The following is a 17,068-nucleotide window of genomic DNA, read 5'->3' on the forward strand; positions in this document are numbered from 1 at the left end:
TGCAAATAATGCGCTGTTTGCAGGCAAAACAGCGTATGCAGTCCCCACCCGAATCGTCTAAGGCCTGCTACGTCTTAGTTTCCTAAGCCACTACAAAACCCGGAGAGCAAAATATGGCGAAGAAAGCAGTTGCGAAAGCCGCGACACCCACGACCGTTACCCTGAAGCATCTCGCCGCGGCGCTCGCCGAAGAGCACGAGCTGTCGAAGAAGCAGACCGAAGCCATTCTCGGCGATCTGGTCGGCCGCATCACCAAGCACCTGAAGAAGGGCGAGCGCATCCGCATCGTCGGCCTCGGCATCCTGCAGGTCCGCAAGCGCGCCGCCCGCACCGGCCGCAACCCGGCCACCGGCGAAACCATTCAGATCAAGGCCAGCAAGAAGGTCGCGTTCCGCGCCGCGAAGGAACTCAAGGAAGCCATCTGAGCTTTCTCCTTCGAATCATCCACGCGATCCCGGGAGCCCCTCGCGGCCGCCGGGATCGCGATCCACCGGCATCGCGTTTTCCACGCTTTTCTGAAGTCTGGCGGTCCTGACCGTGCATACCGGCGTCGGCGACATCGCATTCACCCATGGCGTCACCGAGCGCTTCCTGCGCTACGTCGCGATCGACACCCAGTCGGACCCGGCTTCCCCCACCTGCCCGTCGACCGCGAAGCAGAAGACCCTCGGCGCCCTGCTGGCGCAGGAGCTGCGCGATCTCGGCCTGTCCGACGCCCATCTCGACGCGCACGGCTACGTCTACGCCACGCTCCCGGCGACCACCGACAAGCCGAACGTCCCCGCAATCTGCTTCTGCTCGCATATGGACACCTCGCCCGATTGTTCAGGCGAAGGCGTCAAGCCACAGATCGTGAAGAATTATCAGGGCGGCGACATCGTCCTGCCGGCGGATTCGAGCCAGGTCATCCGGTTCGCCGAGCATCCGGCGCTGGCGCAGCAGATCGGCCACGACATCATCACCGCCGACGGCACCACGCTGCTCGGCGCCGACAACAAGGCCGGCATCGCCGAGATCATGGACGCGGTGGCGTTCCTGCTCGCGCATCCGCAGATCAAGCACGGCACGCTCAAGATCCTGTTCACGCCGGACGAGGAGATCGGCCGCGGCGTCGACAAGGTCGATCTGGAGAAGCTCGGCGCCGATTTCGCCTACACGATGGACGGCGAGACCGCCGGCAATATCGAGGACGAGACCTTCTCGGCCGACGGGGCGGTGGTCACCATTACCGGCGTCAGCGCCCATCCCGGCTTCGCCAAGGGCAAGATCGAGCACGCCATCAAGATCGCCGCGGCGATCGTCGAGCGGCTGCCCAAGGATGCCTGCTCGCCGGAGACCACCGAGGGCCGCGACGGCTTCCTGCATCCGATCGGCATCGCCGGCGCGCTCGAGCAGGCGACGCTGAGCTTCATCGTCCGCGACTTCACGGAAGAAGGGCTGCAGGAGAAGGAAGCGCTGCTGCAGCGGATCGTCGACGAGGTGATGCGCGCCTACCCGCGCTCGACCGCGACCATCGAGATCAAGCAACAATACCGCAACATGAAGCAGGTGCTCGACCGCCATCCCGAACTGGTCGCGAACGCCCGCGAGGCGATCGGCCGCGCCGGGCTCACGCCGGTCACGACGTCGATTCGCGGTGGCACCGACGGCTCGCGGCTGTCGTTCATGGGACTGCCCTGCCCCAACATCTTCGCCGGTGAACACGCCTTCCACTCGCGGCTCGAATGGGTCAGCCGCCAGGACATGGAAGCCGCAGTCCGCACCATCGTGCATCTGGCGATGATTTTCGAGGAGCGGGCGTAAGCGCAGGCGCCACCTCGCCAGCCGCCATCGCCTCGAACGGTCCCTCCCGCCCCACGAACCATCCGATCGTCCGCAGACGATTGGACGGAAGAATCAAGCCATCGCGCGTCTCGAAGTGTGGCGGATCGATGGACCCGCATTTGGGAATCTGATCTGGGTTCCATGTCGCGCCCGGATATTCGGAGAGGGCGAGAAAGCGGAGATCCACCTGATGGCTTGGGGACACCTTCCGTCGCTTCCGTCCGCAAGAGGATGGTCGGTCATCGCCGGCCTGTTGTGCGCGCCTTTGGTCCTGTCGGGATGCAAGGAGCAGAACAAATACGTGGCGCCGCCGCCCGCCAAGGTCACCGTCGCCACGCCCACCCGCGCCCCGGTCACGCTCTATGCCGAATTCACCGGCAACACCGCCCCGGTCGCGTCGGTCGATCTTGAAGCCCGCGTGCAGGGCTTCCTCGAGAGCATCGACTACCGCGACGGCGAAGCGGTGAAGAAGGGCCGCGTGCTGTTCAAGATCGAACCTGCCCAGTATCAGGCCCAGGTCGATCTGCAGCAGGCCCAGCTCGACGGCGCCAAGGCCAAGCAGGTCAATGCGAAGCGCGAATACGACCGCCAGGCCACCCTCGGGCAGAAGGAGGTCGCCACCCAGCGCAATGTCGACGATGCCCAGACCAATCTGGCGTCGGCCAATGCCCAGGTCGCGGCCAGCGAGGCCTCGCTGGCGCTCGCCAAGACCTCCCTCGCCTATGCCACCGTGAGCGCGCCGTTCGACGGCGTGGTGACGCGCCGCCTCGCCAATATCGGCGCGCTGGTCGGCTCGTCCGGCCCGACCAAACTCGCCACCATCCTCCAGGTCGATCCGCTCTACGTCTATTTCAACATCACCGAACAGCAGCAGATCAATCTGCGCGACGCGCTCGCCAAACAGGGCAAGACCCTGAAGACCATGCGCGAAGACCGGATGGAATTGCCGATCCAGGTCGCACTGTCGGCCGACACCGCGTTCCAATATGTCGGCAAGGTCGACTACATCGCGCCGCAGGTCGACACCGCCACCGGGACCCTGCAGTTGCGCGGCGAGCTGGAGAACAAGGACGTGGCTCTGGTGCCCGGCCTGTTCGTCCGGGTCCGCGTCCCCGTCGGCAAGATCGACGACGCGCTGCTGGTCGACGACACCGCGGTGATGTCCAACCAGACCGGCAGCTACGTCATGGTGGTCGGCAAGAACGACGTCGTGGAGCAGCGCCAGGTGACCCCCGGGGCGCTGCAGGGGCAGTTGCGGGTCATCACCAAAGGGCTGTCCGCCGACGACAAGGTTGTGATCGGCGCGATCCAGCGCGCGGTGGCCGGCAACACCGTGGAGCCGGTGTCGGGCGCCATGGCGGCCGCTCCCACCGGCCCCAAGCCGGCCCCCGCAAGTCTGACGCCCGGAACCGGCGCGTCCAAGCCCTGACCTCTCCGGCCCTCACGAGGCGTTGCCATGTTCTCGCGCTTCTTCATCGAACGGCCGGTGCTTTCCAACACGCTGGCGTTTCTGATCATCCTGTTGGGCGCGCTGTCGCTGATGCGGCTGCCGGTGTCGCAATATCCCGACGTGGTGCCGCCCACCGTGGCGGTCACGGCGACCTATCCGGGCGCCAGCGCGCGCACGGTGATGGATTCGGTGGCGCTGCCGATCGAGCAGCAGGTCAACGGCGTCGAAGGCATGATCTACATGCAGTCGACCAGCGCCAGTGACGGCAGCTACAGCCTCGTCGTCACCTTCGACATCGGCACCAATCCCGACATGGCGCAAGTGCTGGTGCAGAACCGCGTCTCGCTGGCGAGCGCGCAATTGCCGACCTCGGTGTCGACGCAGGGCCTCAACGTCAAGAAGAAGTCGACCGCGATCCTGCAATTCGTCAGCCTGTATTCGTCGGACGGCCAGTACGACAATCTGTTTCTCGCCAACTACGCCAAGATCAACCTCGAAAACGAGCTGGCCCGACTGCCCGGGGTCGGCGACGTTTCGGTGCTCGGCTCCGGGTCCTATGCGATGCGGATCTGGCTCGATCCGGATCGTCTGCAGAGCTACGGCCTGACCCCGAGCGACGTGGTGTCCGCGATCCGACAGCAGAGCAGCGAGGTCACCGCCGGTCTGGTCGGCGGACCGCCGACGCCCGAAATGGTGAACTTCCAATACGCGCTCGACGTCACCGGCCGCTTCAACGACGCCGCCGATTTCGAAAAGATCGTCGTCAAGGCGGTCGACGAAGGCGGCGGCAAGCTCGTGCGCATCGGCGATATCGGCCGCGTCGAACTGGGGGCCGCCTCCTACGGGCAGACCGCCACGCTCGACGGCAAACCGTCCGCCGCGATCGCGATCTCGCTGTTGTCGGGCGCCAACGCGCTGACGGTCGCGCAATCGGTCAATGCCAAGATGGCCGAGATGGCGAAATCCTTCCCGGCCGGGCTCAACTACAAGGTGTCGTTCGACAGCACCAAGTTCATCACCGCCTCGGTCGACGAAGTCTACGAGACGCTGATCATCGCCGCCGTGCTGGTGCTGGTGGTGATTCTGCTGTTCCTGCAGGACTGGCGGGCGATGCTGGTGCCCGCCACCACCGTGCCGGTCACCATCATCGGCGCCTTCGCGGCGATGTCGATGATGGGCTTCACCGTCAACACCACCAGCCTGTTCGCGCTGGTGCTGGCGATCGGCATCGTGGTCGACGACGCCATCGTCATCGTCGAGGGCGTCGCCCGGCACATCGCGGGCGGGATGTCGAGCCGCGACGCGGCCGTCAAGGCGATGTCGGAACTGTTCGGCCCGATCATCGGCATCACCCTGGTGCTGCTGGCGGTGTTCCTGCCGGCCGCGGCGCTGCCCGGGCTGACCGGCAAGATGTATCAGCAGTTCGCCCTGGTGATCGCCGCGACCGCGCTGATCTCGGCGGTCAACGCGGTGACGCTGAAGCCGACGCAATGCGCGCTGTGGCTGCGCGCGCCGGTTCCGCCCGAGCAGCGCGCCTTCGTCTACCGCGCCTTCAACGCGGTCTATGCCCGCTGCGAGACCGCCTATGCGGCGCTGATCCGCAGGCTGGTCGCCTTCAGCATCCCCACGACGCTGGTCGGGCTCGCTTTGATCGGTGTCGCCTTCTACGGCCTGTCGCGGGTGCCGACGAGCTTCCTGCCGTCGGAGGATCAGGGCTATTTCATCGTCAGCCTGAAGCTGCCCGACGCCGCCTCGGCGCGGCGCACCGAAGCGGCGGTCGCCAAGGCGGTGGAGATCGTCAGGCAGACCGCGGGCGTCGAAAGCGTGATCGGGGTGTCGGGCATCTCGCCGCTCGACAACAATGCCACGCTGTACAATGCCGGCATGCTCTATGTCGTGCTGCACGACTGGGACCAGCGCAAATCCAAGGATCTCGGCATCGATGCGATCGTCGCCAAGGTGCGTCAGGCGCTGCAGACCATCGACACCGCAACGGCGATCGTGCTGATGCCGCCGCCGATCCAGGGCGTCGGAAATTCCAGCGGCTTCACCATGATGGTGGAGATGAAGAACGGCAGCTCCGATTTCCTCGCGCTGCAGAACGCCGCCGGACAGCTCGCCGCCAACGCCTCGACCCAGACCGGCATCGCCAATGCCGCTTCGACCTTCAAGGGCAACGTCAAACAGTTGCGGCTGGTGGTCGACCGGATCAAGGCCGAGACGCTGGGCGTGACCGTCGGCCAGGTGTTCTCTGCGGTCGAGACCTATCTCGGTTCGACCTACGTCAATCAGTTCACCAAGTTCAACAACGTGTTCCAGGTCTATGTGCAGGCCGACGCGCCGTTCCGGCTGCAGCCCGGCGACGTGCTGAAGCTGAAGGTCAAGGGCGCCGGCGGGCAGATGGTGCCACTGGGAGCCGTCGCCTATCTCACCGACGACGTCGGGCCGCCGCTGGTGACGCTGTACAATCTCTATCCCGCCGCGACGATCGTCGGCAGCCCGGCTTCGGGCTTCAGCTCCGGCGAGGCCATGACGCTGATGAGCGACGTCGCCGCCCATTCGCTACCGCCGTCGATGGGTACCGCCTGGACCGGAATGTCGTATCAGGAACAGGTCGTCGGCAATCAGATCTACTACGTGTTCGCCGTCGCGCTGCTGCTGGTGTATTTCGTGCTCGCCGGCCAATACGAAAGCTGGCTGCAGCCGCTCGCGGTGATCCTCGCGGTGCCGCTGACGCTGCTCGGCACCGTGGCGGCGCTGGAGCTGTCGGGGCTGCCGAACGACCTCTACACCCAGATCGGCATCGTATTGCTGATCGCGCTCGCCGCCAAGAACGCCATCCTGATCGTCGAATATGCCCGCGAGAAATGCGCCGAGGGCCTGCCGGCCGCCGAAGCCGCGGTCGAAGCGGCGCGGCTGCGCTTCCGCCCGATCCTGATGACGTCGTTCGCCTTCATCTTCGGGATGTTGCCGCTGGCCTTCGCTTCCGGCGCCGGCGCCGGCGCGCGGACCTCGCTCGGCATCGCCGTGGTCGCCGGCATGCTGGCCTCCACCGGACTCGCGGTGCTGTTCGTGCCGGCGTTCTTCACGGTGCTGGAGCGAATCGGAGCGCGGCCGACCGTGGCTCCACCGGCCGGCTGAGAGAGAGCCCGGCGGTTCGGACTCAGTTCGACGGATTGGCCGGCTTGGCGCGTTTCGCGGGCGCAGGCTTTGCGGCGGCCTTTTGCGCGTCGCCGCCACGCACATTGCCCCAGGGGTCGACCGGCCCGGTCGCATTCGGCACGTTGCTGAGCGAGCGTTGATAGGCCTTCTCGGCCTGCTTCTCGGCCTCGATCTCGGTCCTGGATTTCTCCGGGTCCGGGTCGCCGTACTTCTGCATCGGCGCGGTCTGCCCGAAAGCCGACCCGGCCAGCAACGCGAAAACGACGACGGCGTAGACGATTCTCATGCGGCTCCTCCCGGCTCGACGACGCCTGCATATCACCACGCGAGCCGCGGCGCCATTCGGCGCGGGCCGCCCGCTCGGCTTGCGCAGACCACGACCGCCGGGCTAGATAGCCCCGCGGGCGGCTAGCTCAGCTGGTTAGAGCATCTCGTTTACACCGAGAGGGTCGGGAGTTCGAATCTCTCGCCGCCCACCACGCCCTGCCTTCCCCACGCCACGCCTTCCCGACACACGTCCACCTCGCCAAACGCAAACGGCGCCCCGAAGGGCGCCGCTGATGTCGTTGTGAGGCTCGTGCCGCTCAGTGGGCGGTGAGCCCGCCGGCGGCTTCGTCGGCCTCCGAGCTCTCCGGCTTGCCGGGGATCTTGGACGGTGTTTCCTCTTCCCACACGATCGGCACCGGGGCGCGGACCAGCGCATTGGCGATGACCTCGTCCATCCGGGCGACCGGGATTATGTTGAGACCACCCTTGATCGCGTCCGAGATCTCGGTGAGGTCCTTGGCGTTGTCCTCGGGGATCAGCACCGTCTTGATGCCGCCTCTGGCTGCCGCCAGCAACTTCTCCTTCAGGCCGCCGATCGGCAGCACCCTGCCGCGCAGCGTGATCTCGCCGGTCATGGCGATGTCGCGCCGGATCGGAATCCCGGTCAGCACCGAGACGATGGTGGTCGCCATCGCGACGCCGGCCGACGGACCGTCCTTCGGGGTCGCCCCCTCCGGCACGTGGACGTGGATGTCGCGCCGCTCGAAGAACGGCGGCTCGATCCCGAAGGTGATCGCGCGCGAGCGGACGTAGGACGCCGCCGCCGAGATCGATTCCTTCATCACGTCGCGCAGATTGCCGGTGACCGTCATGCGGCCCTTGCCCGGCATCATCACGCTTTCGATCGTCAGCAGCTCGCCGCCGACGTCGGTCCATGCCAGCCCGGTGACCACACCGACCTGATCTTCCAGCTCGATCTCGCCGAACCGGAATTTCGGCACGCCGAGATATTCCTCGATCGCCTTCTCGGTGACCTTCACGGACTTCTTCTTCGAGAGCATCAGGTCCTTGACCGCCTTGCGGGCGAGCGTGGACAGTTCGCGCTCGAGATTACGCACGCCCGCTTCGCGGGTGTAGCGCCGGATCATCAGCAGCAGCGCGTCGTCGTCGATCGACCACTCCTTGGAATCCAGGCCGTGCTTGGTCAGCGCCTGCGGGATCAGATGCTTGCGCGCGATCTCGACCTTCTCGTTCTCGGTGTAGCCCGCGATCCGGATGATCTCCATGCGGTCCATCAGCGGCCCCGGGATGTTCAGGGTGTTCGCCGTGGTGATGAACATCACGTTGGACAGATCGTAGTCGACCTCGAGATAGTGGTCGTTGAAGGTCGAGTTCTGTTCGGGGTCCAGCACCTCGAGCAGAGCCGAGGACGGATCGCCGCGGAAATCGGCGCCCATCTTGTCGATCTCGTCCAGCAGGAACAGCGGGTTCGAGGTCTTGGCCTTGCGCATCGACTGGATGATCTTGCCGGGCATCGAACCGATATAGGTGCGGCGGTGACCGCGGATCTCGGCCTCGTCTCGCACGCCGCCGAGCGACACGCGCACGAACTCGCGGCCGGTCGCTTTCGCGATCGACTTGCCGAGCGAGGTCTTGCCGACGCCGGGCGGGCCGACCAGGCACAGGATCGGGCCCGACAGCTTGTTGGCGCGCGACTGCACCGCCAGATACTCGACGATGCGCTCCTTGACCTTCTCCAGCCCGTAGTGATCGCTATCGAGCGTGGCCTGCGCCGCCTCGAGGTCCTTCTTCACCTTGGACTTCTTGTTCCACGGGATCGACAGCAGCCAGTCGAGATAGTTGCGCACGACGGTCGCTTCCGCGGACATCGGCGACATCTGGCGCAGCTTCTTGAGCTCGTGCTGGGCCTTCTCGCGGGCTTCCTTCGACAGCTTGGTCTTGGCGATCTTCTCTTCGAGATCGGCGAGTTCGTCCCGGCCCTCGTCGTCGCCGAGTTCCTTCTGGATCGCCTTCATCTGCTCGTTGAGATAGTACTCGCGCTGGGTCTTCTCCATCTGGCGCTTGACGCGCGAGCGGATGCGCTTCTCGACCTGCAGCACCGAGATCTCGCTCTCCATCAGGCCGAGCACCTTCTCCAGGCGCGCGGTGACGGACAGCGTCTCCAGGATGCCCTGGCGGTCGGCGATCTTGACCGCGAGATGCGAGGCTACGGTATCGCCCAGCTTGGCGAAGTCGGTGATCGACTGCACCACGCCGACGACCTCGGCGGAGATCTTCTTGTTGAGCTTCACGTAGCTCTCGAAGTCGGACACCACCGACCGCGACAGCGCTTCCGCCTCGACGCTGGTGGCGTCGGTGTCGGCGATCGACTGGGCCTGCGCTTCGTAATACTCGGCGCGATCCGTGTAGCTCTCGACCTTGGCGCGCGCCAGACCTTCGACCAGCACCTTCACGGTGCCGTCGGGCAACTTGAGCAGTTGAAGCACGCTGGCGAGCGTTCCGATCTCGTAGATCGAATCCGGCGCCGGATCATCATCCGACGCGTTCTTCTGCGTCGCGAGCATGATCAGCGCGTCGTTCTTCATCACCTCTTCGAGCGCGCGGATCGACTTCTCGCGGCCGACGAACAGCGGCACGATCATGTGCGGGAAGACGACGATGTCGCGCAGCGGAAGAACTGGGTAGGAGTGGCTTTCGCCGAAAACGATGGTCGGCCTTGGTTTCGTGGCGGTCATGGCCCGTTCCTTTCGTTGTGCCCCCTTGCTCGTGGCCCGCCCCCCGGCGCAGCCACCACAAGGTGCCGAGTGTACCGGCGCGTTTCGGCCGGTCAGGCCCCACTCGTCCGGATTTGAAGGCGAATCCTGATAACGCGTGTCATCGCCGTGACCATTAGGTGGCTATCCGCCGGGGGGGTGTCAAGTCGTGGAAAAGGCGTTGCTTTGTCAGGCATGCGCGAGCAGAGGCACAGACAGAAACGGGCTGCCGAGTGACCTCGGCAGCCCGGTATCGAAGGGCCTTTCGCACGGACGATTCCGGGCGGGCGGCACCCATTATGCGCTGGCGCTGCTCTCCGCCGCGCGATCGGCGCGGTCGGCGTAGATGTAGAGCGGACGCGCCGTGCCGTCGACGACCTCGCGCGAGATCACGACTTCCTCGACGCCTTCGAGACCCGGCAGATCGAACATCGTCTCGAGCAGGATGCTCTCGAGGATCGACCGCAGGCCGCGGGCGCCGGTCTTGCGCTCGATCGCCTTGCGCGCCACCGCACCCAGCGCCTCGTCGGCGAAGGTGAGCTCGATGTTCTCCATCTCGAACAGCCGCTGATACTGTTTGACCAGCGCGTTCTTCGGGTCGGTCAGGATCTTCTTCAGCGAGGCCTCGTCCAGATCCTCGAGCGTCGCCACGACCGGCAGACGGCCGACGAATTCCGGGATCAGGCCGTACTTCAGCAGATCCTCGGGCTCGACGTGGCGGAAGATCTCGCCGGTGCGGCGGTCTTCAGGCGCCAGCACCTGCGCGGCGAAACCGATCGAGGTCGACCGGCCGCGCGCCGAGATGATCTTCTCGAGGCCCGCGAAGGCGCCGCCGCAGATGAACAGGATGTTGGTGGTGTCCACCTGCAGGAATTCCTGCTGCGGATGCTTGCGGCCGCCCTGCGGCGGGACCGAAGCCACCGTGCCTTCCATGATCTTCAGCAGCGCCTGCTGGACGCCCTCGCCCGAGACGTCGCGGGTGATCGAGGGATTGTCCGACTTGCGCGAGATCTTGTCGATTTCGTCGATATAGACGATGCCGCGCTGCGCCCGCTCGACATTGTAGTCGGCGGCCTGCAGCAGCTTCAGGATGATGTTCTCGACGTCCTCGCCGACATAGCCGGCTTCGGTCAGCGTCGTCGCATCTGCCATGGTGAACGGCACGTCGAGAATCCGCGCCAGCGTCTGCGCCAGCAGCGTCTTGCCGGAGCCGGTCGGGCCGATCAGCAGGATGTTCGACTTCGCCAGCTCGACGTCGTTGTGCTTGGTCTGGTGATTGAGCCGCTTGTAGTGGTTGTGGACCGCGACCGAGAGCACCTTCTTCGCATGGTTCTGGCCGATCACGTAATCGTCGAGGACCTTGCAGATTTCCTTCGGGGTCGGGATGCCGTCGCGCGACTTCACCAGCGAGGATTTGTTCTCCTCCCGGATGATGTCCATGCACAGTTCCACGCACTCATCACAGATGAATACCGTGGGGCCGGCGATCAGCTTGCGGACCTCGTGCTGGCTCTTTCCGCAGAACGAGCAGTACAGGGTGTTCTTTGAATCGCTCGTACCGACCTTACTCATTTCGTTCTCCGTCCGCAGTTCGGCCGTCTCTGGTGACCTCGTCTGCCGGCTGGACCCGGCAGATTTGGTATAAATGGAGCAAATCCCATACCAGAAAAGACCCCCGCACTTCTGTGGCCGCACCAATCGCGACCGTTTCGAATCCCCCAAACACTTTCGTCGATCAGGTTCAGCCAACCATGCTGGCACCCGTCTATCAAGATTTCGCTAATCGGCAGCACGCTCAGGCGCGTGACAATAGCGTGATTTGCCGCGTGCGCGCGACCCCGCATTCCTGAAATCAGTGCAGAGTTGCGCGTTTGTCACGCGAGACAGGGACGAAAGCGGAACATCGAGGCTGTCCCTGAGGTTTTCACGAGGCTCTGACCCAACCGAGATCCCGATCAGGGCACCTTCGGACCTGGCGCCGACTCCTCGGCGCGCTTGTCGATCACCTTGTCGACGATGCCGAAGTCGCGCGCCATCTCGGCGGTGAGGAACTTGTCGCGCTCCAGCGCGTCCTCGATCGCCTTGTAGGTCTGGCCGGTGTGGTGGACGTAAATCTCGTTCAGCCGCTTCTTCAGGTTCAGGATTTCCTGGGCGTGCAGCATGATGTCGGTGGCCTGGCCCTGGAACCCGCCGGACGGCTGATGCACCATGATCCGGGCGTTCGGCAGCGAGAACCGCATGTCCTTGTGGCCGGCGGCGAGCAGCAGCGAGCCCATCGAGGCGGCCTGGCCGGTGCACAGCGTCGACACCGGCGGGCGGATGAACTGCATGGTGTCGTAGATCGCCAGACCCGACGTCACCACCCCGCCCGGCGAGTTGATGTACATCGAGATTTCCTTCTTCGGATTCTCGGCTTCGAGAAACAGAAGCTGGGCCACGATCAAAGTCGACATGCCGTCCTCGACCGGTCCGGTCAGGAAGATGATCCGCTCTTTCAGGAGGCGCGAGAAGATGTCGTAGGCCCGTTCACCGCGGTTGGTCTGCTCGACCACCATCGGCACGAGGTTCATGTAGGTTTCCACCGGATCGCGCATAATTCACCTGAGGGTTGTCGAAGACGACGGCTCACGGGCCAGGACGAAGGGCTCCGCAGCGAGCGATCGTCCCGTGATGCAGGACGTGAAGCGAGTGCTCAGATATGGGCCGATTGCGCGGCGACAAGGGTGAGACCCGTTTCTCGCCCGAGTTGATACTGATTCGGCAGGCAACGGCAAAACCGCCGGCCGGGATTCGGCCCGGTTTCACAGGGCATCGTTAACGCCGCCTCACGACGCGAAACGGCCGCCGTGACGGGTGGTCACGGCGGCCGCTGGAATAGCTGTAGACTGGCTCAGGCGGCGGTCTTGTCGTCGTCGTCCTTGTACAGTTCCTCGCGGCTGACCGGCTTCTCGGTCACGGTGGCGAGCTCGAGGATGAAATCGACGACCTTGTCCTCGTAGATCGGGGCGCGGAGCTGGGCCAGCGCCTCGTTGTTGCTGCGGTAGAAGTCCCAGACCTCCTTCTCGCGGCCCGGCATCTGCCGGGCGCGCTCGATCACGGCGCGGCTGACCTCGTCGTCGGTGACCTGGATCTTGTTCTTCTCGCCGATTTCCGACAGCACCAGGCCGAGCCGGACGCGGCGGTCGGCGATCTTGCGATATTCCTCGCGCGCCGCCTCTTCCGTGGTGTCCTCGTCGGCGAAGCTCTTGCCGTTCTGCTGCATCTCGGCGTTGATCGACTGCCACATCACCGCGAATTCCTGCTCCACCAGCGAGGGCGGCGCGTCGAATTTGTGGGTCTCGTCGAGGCGGTCGAGCAACTGGCGCTTGACCCGCAGACGGGTGGCGCCGGCATATTCGGCGGCGAGGCGCGCCTTCGCGGCTTCCTTCAGCTTGTCGAGCGATTCCATGCCGAGTGTCTTGGCGAATTCGTCGTCGATGGTGACGTCCTGCGGCGCCTCGACCTTGGTCGCCGTGGTCTCGAACTCGGCCGGCTTGCCGGCCAGCGTCTCGCTGGCGTAATTGGCCGGGAACGACACCTTGATGGTGCGGGTCTCGCCGACGCCGATGCCGACGAGCTGGTCCTCGAAGCCCGGGATGAAGCTGTTCGAGCCGATCACCACCGGAATGTCTTCGCCGGTGCCGCCGTCGAACGCGACACCGTCGATCGTGCCCTTGAACGACACCGTGACGCGGTCGCCGGTCTCGGCCTTGGCGCCCTCTGCCTTCTCGGCGTAAGCGCGGTTGGCCTCGGCGATCCGCTTGATCGCGTCGTCGACGTCGGAATCCGAAACCTCGACCACCGGCTTCTCGACCGAGAAGCTCTTGAAGTCGGCCAGTTCGATCGTCGGCACGACTTCGATCGCGACCGTATAGTTCAGGTCCGACTTGCCGGCGAGGATGTCCTCGACCACTTTCTGATCCTGCGGCATCGTGATCTTCGGCTCGGTGGCGAGGCGGAAGCCGCGCTCGGCGAAGATGCCGTCATTGGTCTCGCGCACCAGCTTGTCGATGGTCTCGGCGGCAACCGAGCGGCCATAGACGCGCTTCAGATGGCTGACCGGGACCTTGCCGGGACGGAAGCCATTGAGCTTCACCTTGTCCTTCAGGTCGACCAGACGCGCGTCGACCTGGGCGTCGATGTCCGCAGCCGGGACATTGACTTCGAATTCGCGCTTCAACCCGTCGGCGACGGTTTCCTTGACCTGCATGGCGTCGATCTTCTTCCGTGTGACCCAGCCGGGCGGCTGGAGGTGTCGAGTGTTGCGATGCGCGGCGTCTCGCCTGCACCGGTGGCTTGGCGGGCGCGTGTCCCTGCGGACCCGGCCCACCGGAAATGCGTCATGAGCAAGAGCACTTGCGTGGTGCGGGCGGAGGGACTCGAACCCCCACAACTTTCGTCACTGGAACCTAAATCCAGCGCGTCTACCAATTCCGCCACGCCCGCGAAGAGCATCATGTCCGGCCGCGATGCCGCGGGCGGCGGGCTTATAACATGACATATAGGTTGTGCATCAAGAAAATCCCGCTGCACTGCGGCTTCCGCGGCGGCCCGCCGCAGTGGACAGCGCGGCCCGAACATGGTCCGCATCGACGATGACCAACGCCCCCTTCCCGCTGTCGCGCCGCACCCTTCTCGCCGGCCTCGGCGGCGCCGCGCTCGCCGGCCTGCCGCTGCCTGGTGCCGCCCAGACGGCGGCGACCCGCAAGAGCCTGACGCTCCGCGCGAGCATCGGCAACACCGTGTTGAAAGCCGGCGGCGAGCCGGTGGCGCGGCCGATGCTGGCGCTCGCCGAAACCGTCGTGCTGCGGCGCGGCGACGAGGTTGCCGTGCGGTTCGAGAATGAGCTGAAGCAGCCGGCGCTGCTGAGCTGGCGCGGCCTCGATGGCGTCGCCGCCGCCGAACCGCTGATCGGCCGACAGCCGGTGCCGCCCGGCGGCAATGACAGTTTCGTGCTGCCGCTGCGCTCCGCCGGCACCCTGCTCGCCGATTTGCGCCTAACCGCCGACGGCGGCCCGGCGCCGATGCCGGCGCTGCCGCTGGTGGTGCAGGAGGCGACGCCGCCGCAGGTCGATGGCGACGAGGTCGTGCTGATCGAGGATGCAAGGCTCGGCAGCGACGGCCGGCCGCTCGCCGCCGGAACCGATTCCGGCGATACGCCATGGCTCTACACGATCAACGGCAAGCCGACCGCGGACATCGCGCTGCGCGCCAATGGCCGGTTCAGGCTCCGCTTCATCAACGCCTGCCAGCGCAATGTCATTGCTCTTAGAATCGACGATCACGACGTCCGGGTGATCGCCCTCGACAGCCAGCCGGCCGAACCCTTCCTGGCGCGCAACGGCACCCTGGTGCTGGCGCCCGGCACCCGCGTCGATGTGCTGCTCGATGCCACAAGGCCGCCGGGCTCGACCTCGGCGATCACGCTGCTCGACGGCGGCAAGCCGACGCCGATCGCGAGACTTATCACGTCGAGCGAGCCGGCGCTGCGCCCCGCGCCGCGGCCACTGCCCGCGCCGCTGCCCGACAACGGCCTGCCGGCGCAGCTTCCGCTCGGCTCGGCGCTGCGGGTGGAGCTGCCGCTCGGCGCGCTGACGCCGGGACAGCTCGACTGGTTCGCGCCCGGCAAATTCTCCCCAGCCGCCGGCCCCGCGTTCCAGGTCAAGCGCGGCCGCACGGTGGTGCTGGCGCTGGTCAACCGCGCGACGATGCCGATGATCTTTCATCTGCACGGCCATCATTTCCGGCTGCTCGACCGGCTCGACGACGGCTGGAAGCCGTTCTGGCTGGACACGCTGGCGATCGACGCCGGCCAGACCCAGCGCATCGCCTTCGCCGCCGAGCATCCCGGCCTGTGGCTGATGGAAGCCTTCGCCGCGAAATGGTCGGCGCCGCGGTTGCTGCGGAGCTACCTCGTCACCTGAGCTGCGAGGCCCAAGCCTCTCCAACTCCACGGTTTCGTGGAACCGGCCTCAGTATTCGATGCCGAGCCCGTCATACACCCGCCGGGTCACTGCCGGCAGCGTCTCGGTCAGGTCCTCCGCGATCAGCCCCGGCCCGGCCTCGCAGGCCGCCTCGCCGTGCATCCACACCCCGATGCAGGCCGCCTCGAACGCCGCCACCCGCTGAGCCAGCAGCCCGGTAATGATGCCGGTCAGCACGTCGCCGGCTCCGGCGGTGGCGAGCCAGGGCGGCGCGTTGAACGCGATCGCGGCGCGGCCGTCCGGCGACGCCACCACCGTGTCCGGCCCCTTGAGCAGCACCACGGCCCCGGAACGTTGCGCCGCTACGCGGACACGTTCGAGTTTCGAGCGAAGTGGATTTTTGTTGCTCATATCACTGAAGAGTCGCGGGAATTCACCCTCATGCGGGGTGAGGATAACCTGTGGATTAGCGCCGGATTTGATCGCCTCGAACAGCGCTTCGGGATTGCCCGCGAAGGCCGTCAGCGCGTCGGCGTCGAGCACCGTGCCGGCGCCCGCGGCCAGCGCCGCCAGCACATTGCCGCGAGTCCGGTCATCGACGCCTGCGCCGGGACCGACGCCGACCGCGTTGAACCGCCGGTCCGCCAGCATCCCCGCCAATTCCTCCGGCGTGTCGATCGCCCGGACCATCACCGCGGTCAGCGCCGTGGCGTTCACCGCCAGCGCGTCGCGCGGCGACGCCAGCGTCACCAGCCCCGCACCGGCCCGCAGCGCCCCGCGCGCAGCGAGCCGCGCCGCCCCGGTCTGCGACATTTCGCCGGAGATCACCACGGCATGGCCGCGGCCGTATTTGTGGCCGTCGGCGCGCGGCACCGGGAAATGCTGGAGCCACAGATCCGGATCGTTCTCGAAGGCCTGCGGCCTGATCTCGTCGAGCACCGCTGGATCGATGCCGATATCGGCGACCTTCAGCTTGCCGCAATACAGCCGCCCCGGCACCAGCAGATGCCCCGGTTTGCGGCGGAAGAACGTCACCGTCTCGCGCGCCTTGATCGCTGCGCCCAGCACCGCGCCGCTGGCGCCGTTGATGCCGCTCGGCAGATCGACGGCCAGCACCGGCACGCCGGTGGCGTTGACCGCCTCGATGATCTCCAGCGCCTGATCCTTCACCGGCCGATTGAGACCTGAGCCGAACAGCGCGTCGATGATCAGCGACGGCGTCCCGATCGATTGCGGCAGGAACGGCAGCAACGGCCCCTTCCATTCCCGCGCCGCCAGCGCCGCATCGCCCTTCAGCGCGTCGCGTTCGCCGAGCAGCATGACGTGGACGGTACGGCCGAGCGCCACCAGTTCGGTGGCCGCGATCAGGCCGTCGCCGCCATTGTTGCCGGGACCGGCGATCACCAGGATCGGCCCGGTCTCGGCCAGTTCGATCGCAGCCTGCGCGACGTGCCTCCCGGCATGCAGCATCAAGGCGAAGCCGGATGAACCCCAGGCGATCGTCAGCAGGTCTGCGCGGTCCATTTCAGCCGGCGTCAACAGCTCCATGCCCAATTCCCAGTACTCTCGCCTCACACAAAGGCAGCAGGCGCCCGAACGCGCCCACACCGCCCCATCGAATGCACATA

The 17,068-nt window shown here is 66.0% G+C and carries 11 protein-coding genes and 2 tRNA genes; 6 read left to right on the top strand and 7 right to left on the bottom strand.

Annotated elements, in window-relative coordinates:
• Positions 1 to 113 precede the first annotated feature (113 nt).
• From SR870_RS06925 to SR870_RS06940, 4 genes are all read left to right on the top strand, one after another.
• The gene (locus SR870_RS06925) at positions 114 to 425 is read left to right on the top strand and encodes an HU family DNA-binding protein (RefSeq protein WP_011441458.1); all 312 of its coding nucleotides are present in this window, start codon (positions 114 to 116) and stop codon (positions 423 to 425) included.
• A 112-nt stretch (positions 426 to 537) separates the two neighbouring features.
• Positions 538 to 1,803 carry a peptidase T gene (pepT, locus tag SR870_RS06930; RefSeq protein WP_322517273.1) on the top strand — a complete coding sequence of 422 codons (1,266 nt, stop codon included), beginning with the start codon at positions 538 to 540 and terminating at the stop codon, positions 1,801 to 1,803.
• Between the two features lie 211 nt (positions 1,804 to 2,014).
• On the top strand, positions 2,015 to 3,253 hold the full coding sequence (locus tag SR870_RS06935; protein WP_322517274.1) for an efflux RND transporter periplasmic adaptor subunit: 1,239 nt from the start codon (positions 2,015 to 2,017) through the stop codon (positions 3,251 to 3,253).
• A 27-nt stretch (positions 3,254 to 3,280) separates the two neighbouring features.
• Positions 3,281 to 6,415 carry an efflux RND transporter permease subunit gene (locus SR870_RS06940; protein WP_322517275.1) on the top strand — a complete coding sequence of 1,045 codons (3,135 nt, stop codon included), beginning with the start codon at positions 3,281 to 3,283 and terminating at the stop codon, positions 6,413 to 6,415.
• 22 nt (positions 6,416 to 6,437) lie between these two features.
• Here SR870_RS06940 and SR870_RS06945 read toward each other — a convergent pair whose 3' ends face one another.
• A complete protein-coding gene (locus tag SR870_RS06945; protein WP_322517276.1) occupies positions 6,438 to 6,722 on the bottom strand; it encodes a hypothetical protein in 285 nt (94 codons plus the stop codon).
• A 116-nt stretch (positions 6,723 to 6,838) separates the two neighbouring features.
• Between SR870_RS06945 and SR870_RS06950 the strand changes: the two genes are divergently transcribed.
• A tRNA-Val gene (locus tag SR870_RS06950) sits at positions 6,839 to 6,915 on the top strand.
• Positions 6,916 to 7,020: 105 nt separating this feature from the next.
• Here the strand turns inward: SR870_RS06950 and lon are convergent.
• The 5 genes from lon to SR870_RS06975 all read right to left on the bottom strand — a co-directional run bounded on the left by lon (position 7,021) and on the right by SR870_RS06975 (position 13,962).
• Positions 7,021 to 9,459, bottom strand: coding sequence for an endopeptidase La (gene lon, locus SR870_RS06955; RefSeq protein ID WP_322517277.1), 2,439 nt, complete (start codon positions 9,457 to 9,459; stop codon positions 7,021 to 7,023).
• 315 nt (positions 9,460 to 9,774) lie between these two features.
• Entirely contained in the window at positions 9,775 to 11,049 is a 1,275-nt protein-coding gene (clpX, locus tag SR870_RS06960; protein WP_322517278.1) for an ATP-dependent Clp protease ATP-binding subunit ClpX, read from the bottom strand.
• Positions 11,050 to 11,432: 383 nt separating this feature from the next.
• Positions 11,433 to 12,071: an ATP-dependent Clp protease proteolytic subunit gene (locus tag SR870_RS06965; protein WP_322517279.1), complete on the bottom strand. Its 639-nt coding sequence runs from the start codon at positions 12,069 to 12,071 to the stop codon at positions 11,433 to 11,435.
• A 296-nt stretch (positions 12,072 to 12,367) separates the two neighbouring features.
• Positions 12,368 to 13,726: a trigger factor gene (gene tig, locus SR870_RS06970; RefSeq protein ID WP_322517280.1), complete on the bottom strand. Its 1,359-nt coding sequence runs from the start codon at positions 13,724 to 13,726 to the stop codon at positions 12,368 to 12,370.
• 151 nt (positions 13,727 to 13,877) lie between these two features.
• Positions 13,878 to 13,962, bottom strand: a tRNA-Leu gene (locus SR870_RS06975).
• Between the two features lie 149 nt (positions 13,963 to 14,111).
• On the opposite strand from SR870_RS06975, the gene SR870_RS06980 reads away from it, so the two are divergent.
• Positions 14,112 to 15,440 (top strand): multicopper oxidase family protein, encoded by a 1,329-nt coding sequence (locus tag SR870_RS06980; protein WP_322517281.1) that lies wholly within the window; start codon positions 14,112 to 14,114, stop codon positions 15,438 to 15,440.
• Between the two features lie 48 nt (positions 15,441 to 15,488).
• Here the strand turns inward: SR870_RS06980 and SR870_RS06985 are convergent, their stop codons facing one another.
• On the bottom strand, positions 15,489 to 16,988 hold the full coding sequence (locus SR870_RS06985; RefSeq protein ID WP_322517282.1) for an NAD(P)H-hydrate dehydratase: 1,500 nt from the start codon (positions 16,986 to 16,988) through the stop codon (positions 15,489 to 15,491).
• Positions 16,989 to 17,068: the final 80 nt, after the last annotated feature.

Source organism: Rhodopseudomonas palustris, from assembly GCF_034479375.1.
GTDB lineage: Bacteria > Pseudomonadota > Alphaproteobacteria > Rhizobiales > Xanthobacteraceae > Rhodopseudomonas > Rhodopseudomonas palustris_M.

Coding starts and splice junctions, on each gene's coding strand:
- SR870_RS06985 (WP_322517282.1), bottom strand. CDS start 16,988: ATGGAGCTGTTGACGCCGGCTGAAATGGACCGCGCAGACCTGCTGACG.
- clpX (WP_322517278.1), bottom strand. CDS start 11,049: ATGAGTAAGGTCGGTACGAGCGATTCAAAGAACACCCTGTACTGCTCG.
- SR870_RS06925 (WP_011441458.1), top strand. CDS start 114: ATGGCGAAGAAAGCAGTTGCGAAAGCCGCGACACCCACGACCGTTACC.
- SR870_RS06940 (WP_322517275.1), top strand. CDS start 3,281: ATGTTCTCGCGCTTCTTCATCGAACGGCCGGTGCTTTCCAACACGCTG.
- tig (WP_322517280.1), bottom strand. CDS start 13,726: ATGCAGGTCAAGGAAACCGTCGCCGACGGGTTGAAGCGCGAATTCGAA.
- SR870_RS06965 (WP_322517279.1), bottom strand. CDS start 12,071: ATGCGCGATCCGGTGGAAACCTACATGAACCTCGTGCCGATGGTGGTC.
- lon (WP_322517277.1), bottom strand. CDS start 9,459: ATGACCGCCACGAAACCAAGGCCGACCATCGTTTTCGGCGAAAGCCAC.
- SR870_RS06945 (WP_322517276.1), bottom strand. CDS start 6,722: ATGAGAATCGTCTACGCCGTCGTCGTTTTCGCGTTGCTGGCCGGGTCG.
- SR870_RS06935 (WP_322517274.1), top strand. CDS start 2,015: ATGGCTTGGGGACACCTTCCGTCGCTTCCGTCCGCAAGAGGATGGTCG.
- SR870_RS06980 (WP_322517281.1), top strand. CDS start 14,112: ATGACCAACGCCCCCTTCCCGCTGTCGCGCCGCACCCTTCTCGCCGGC.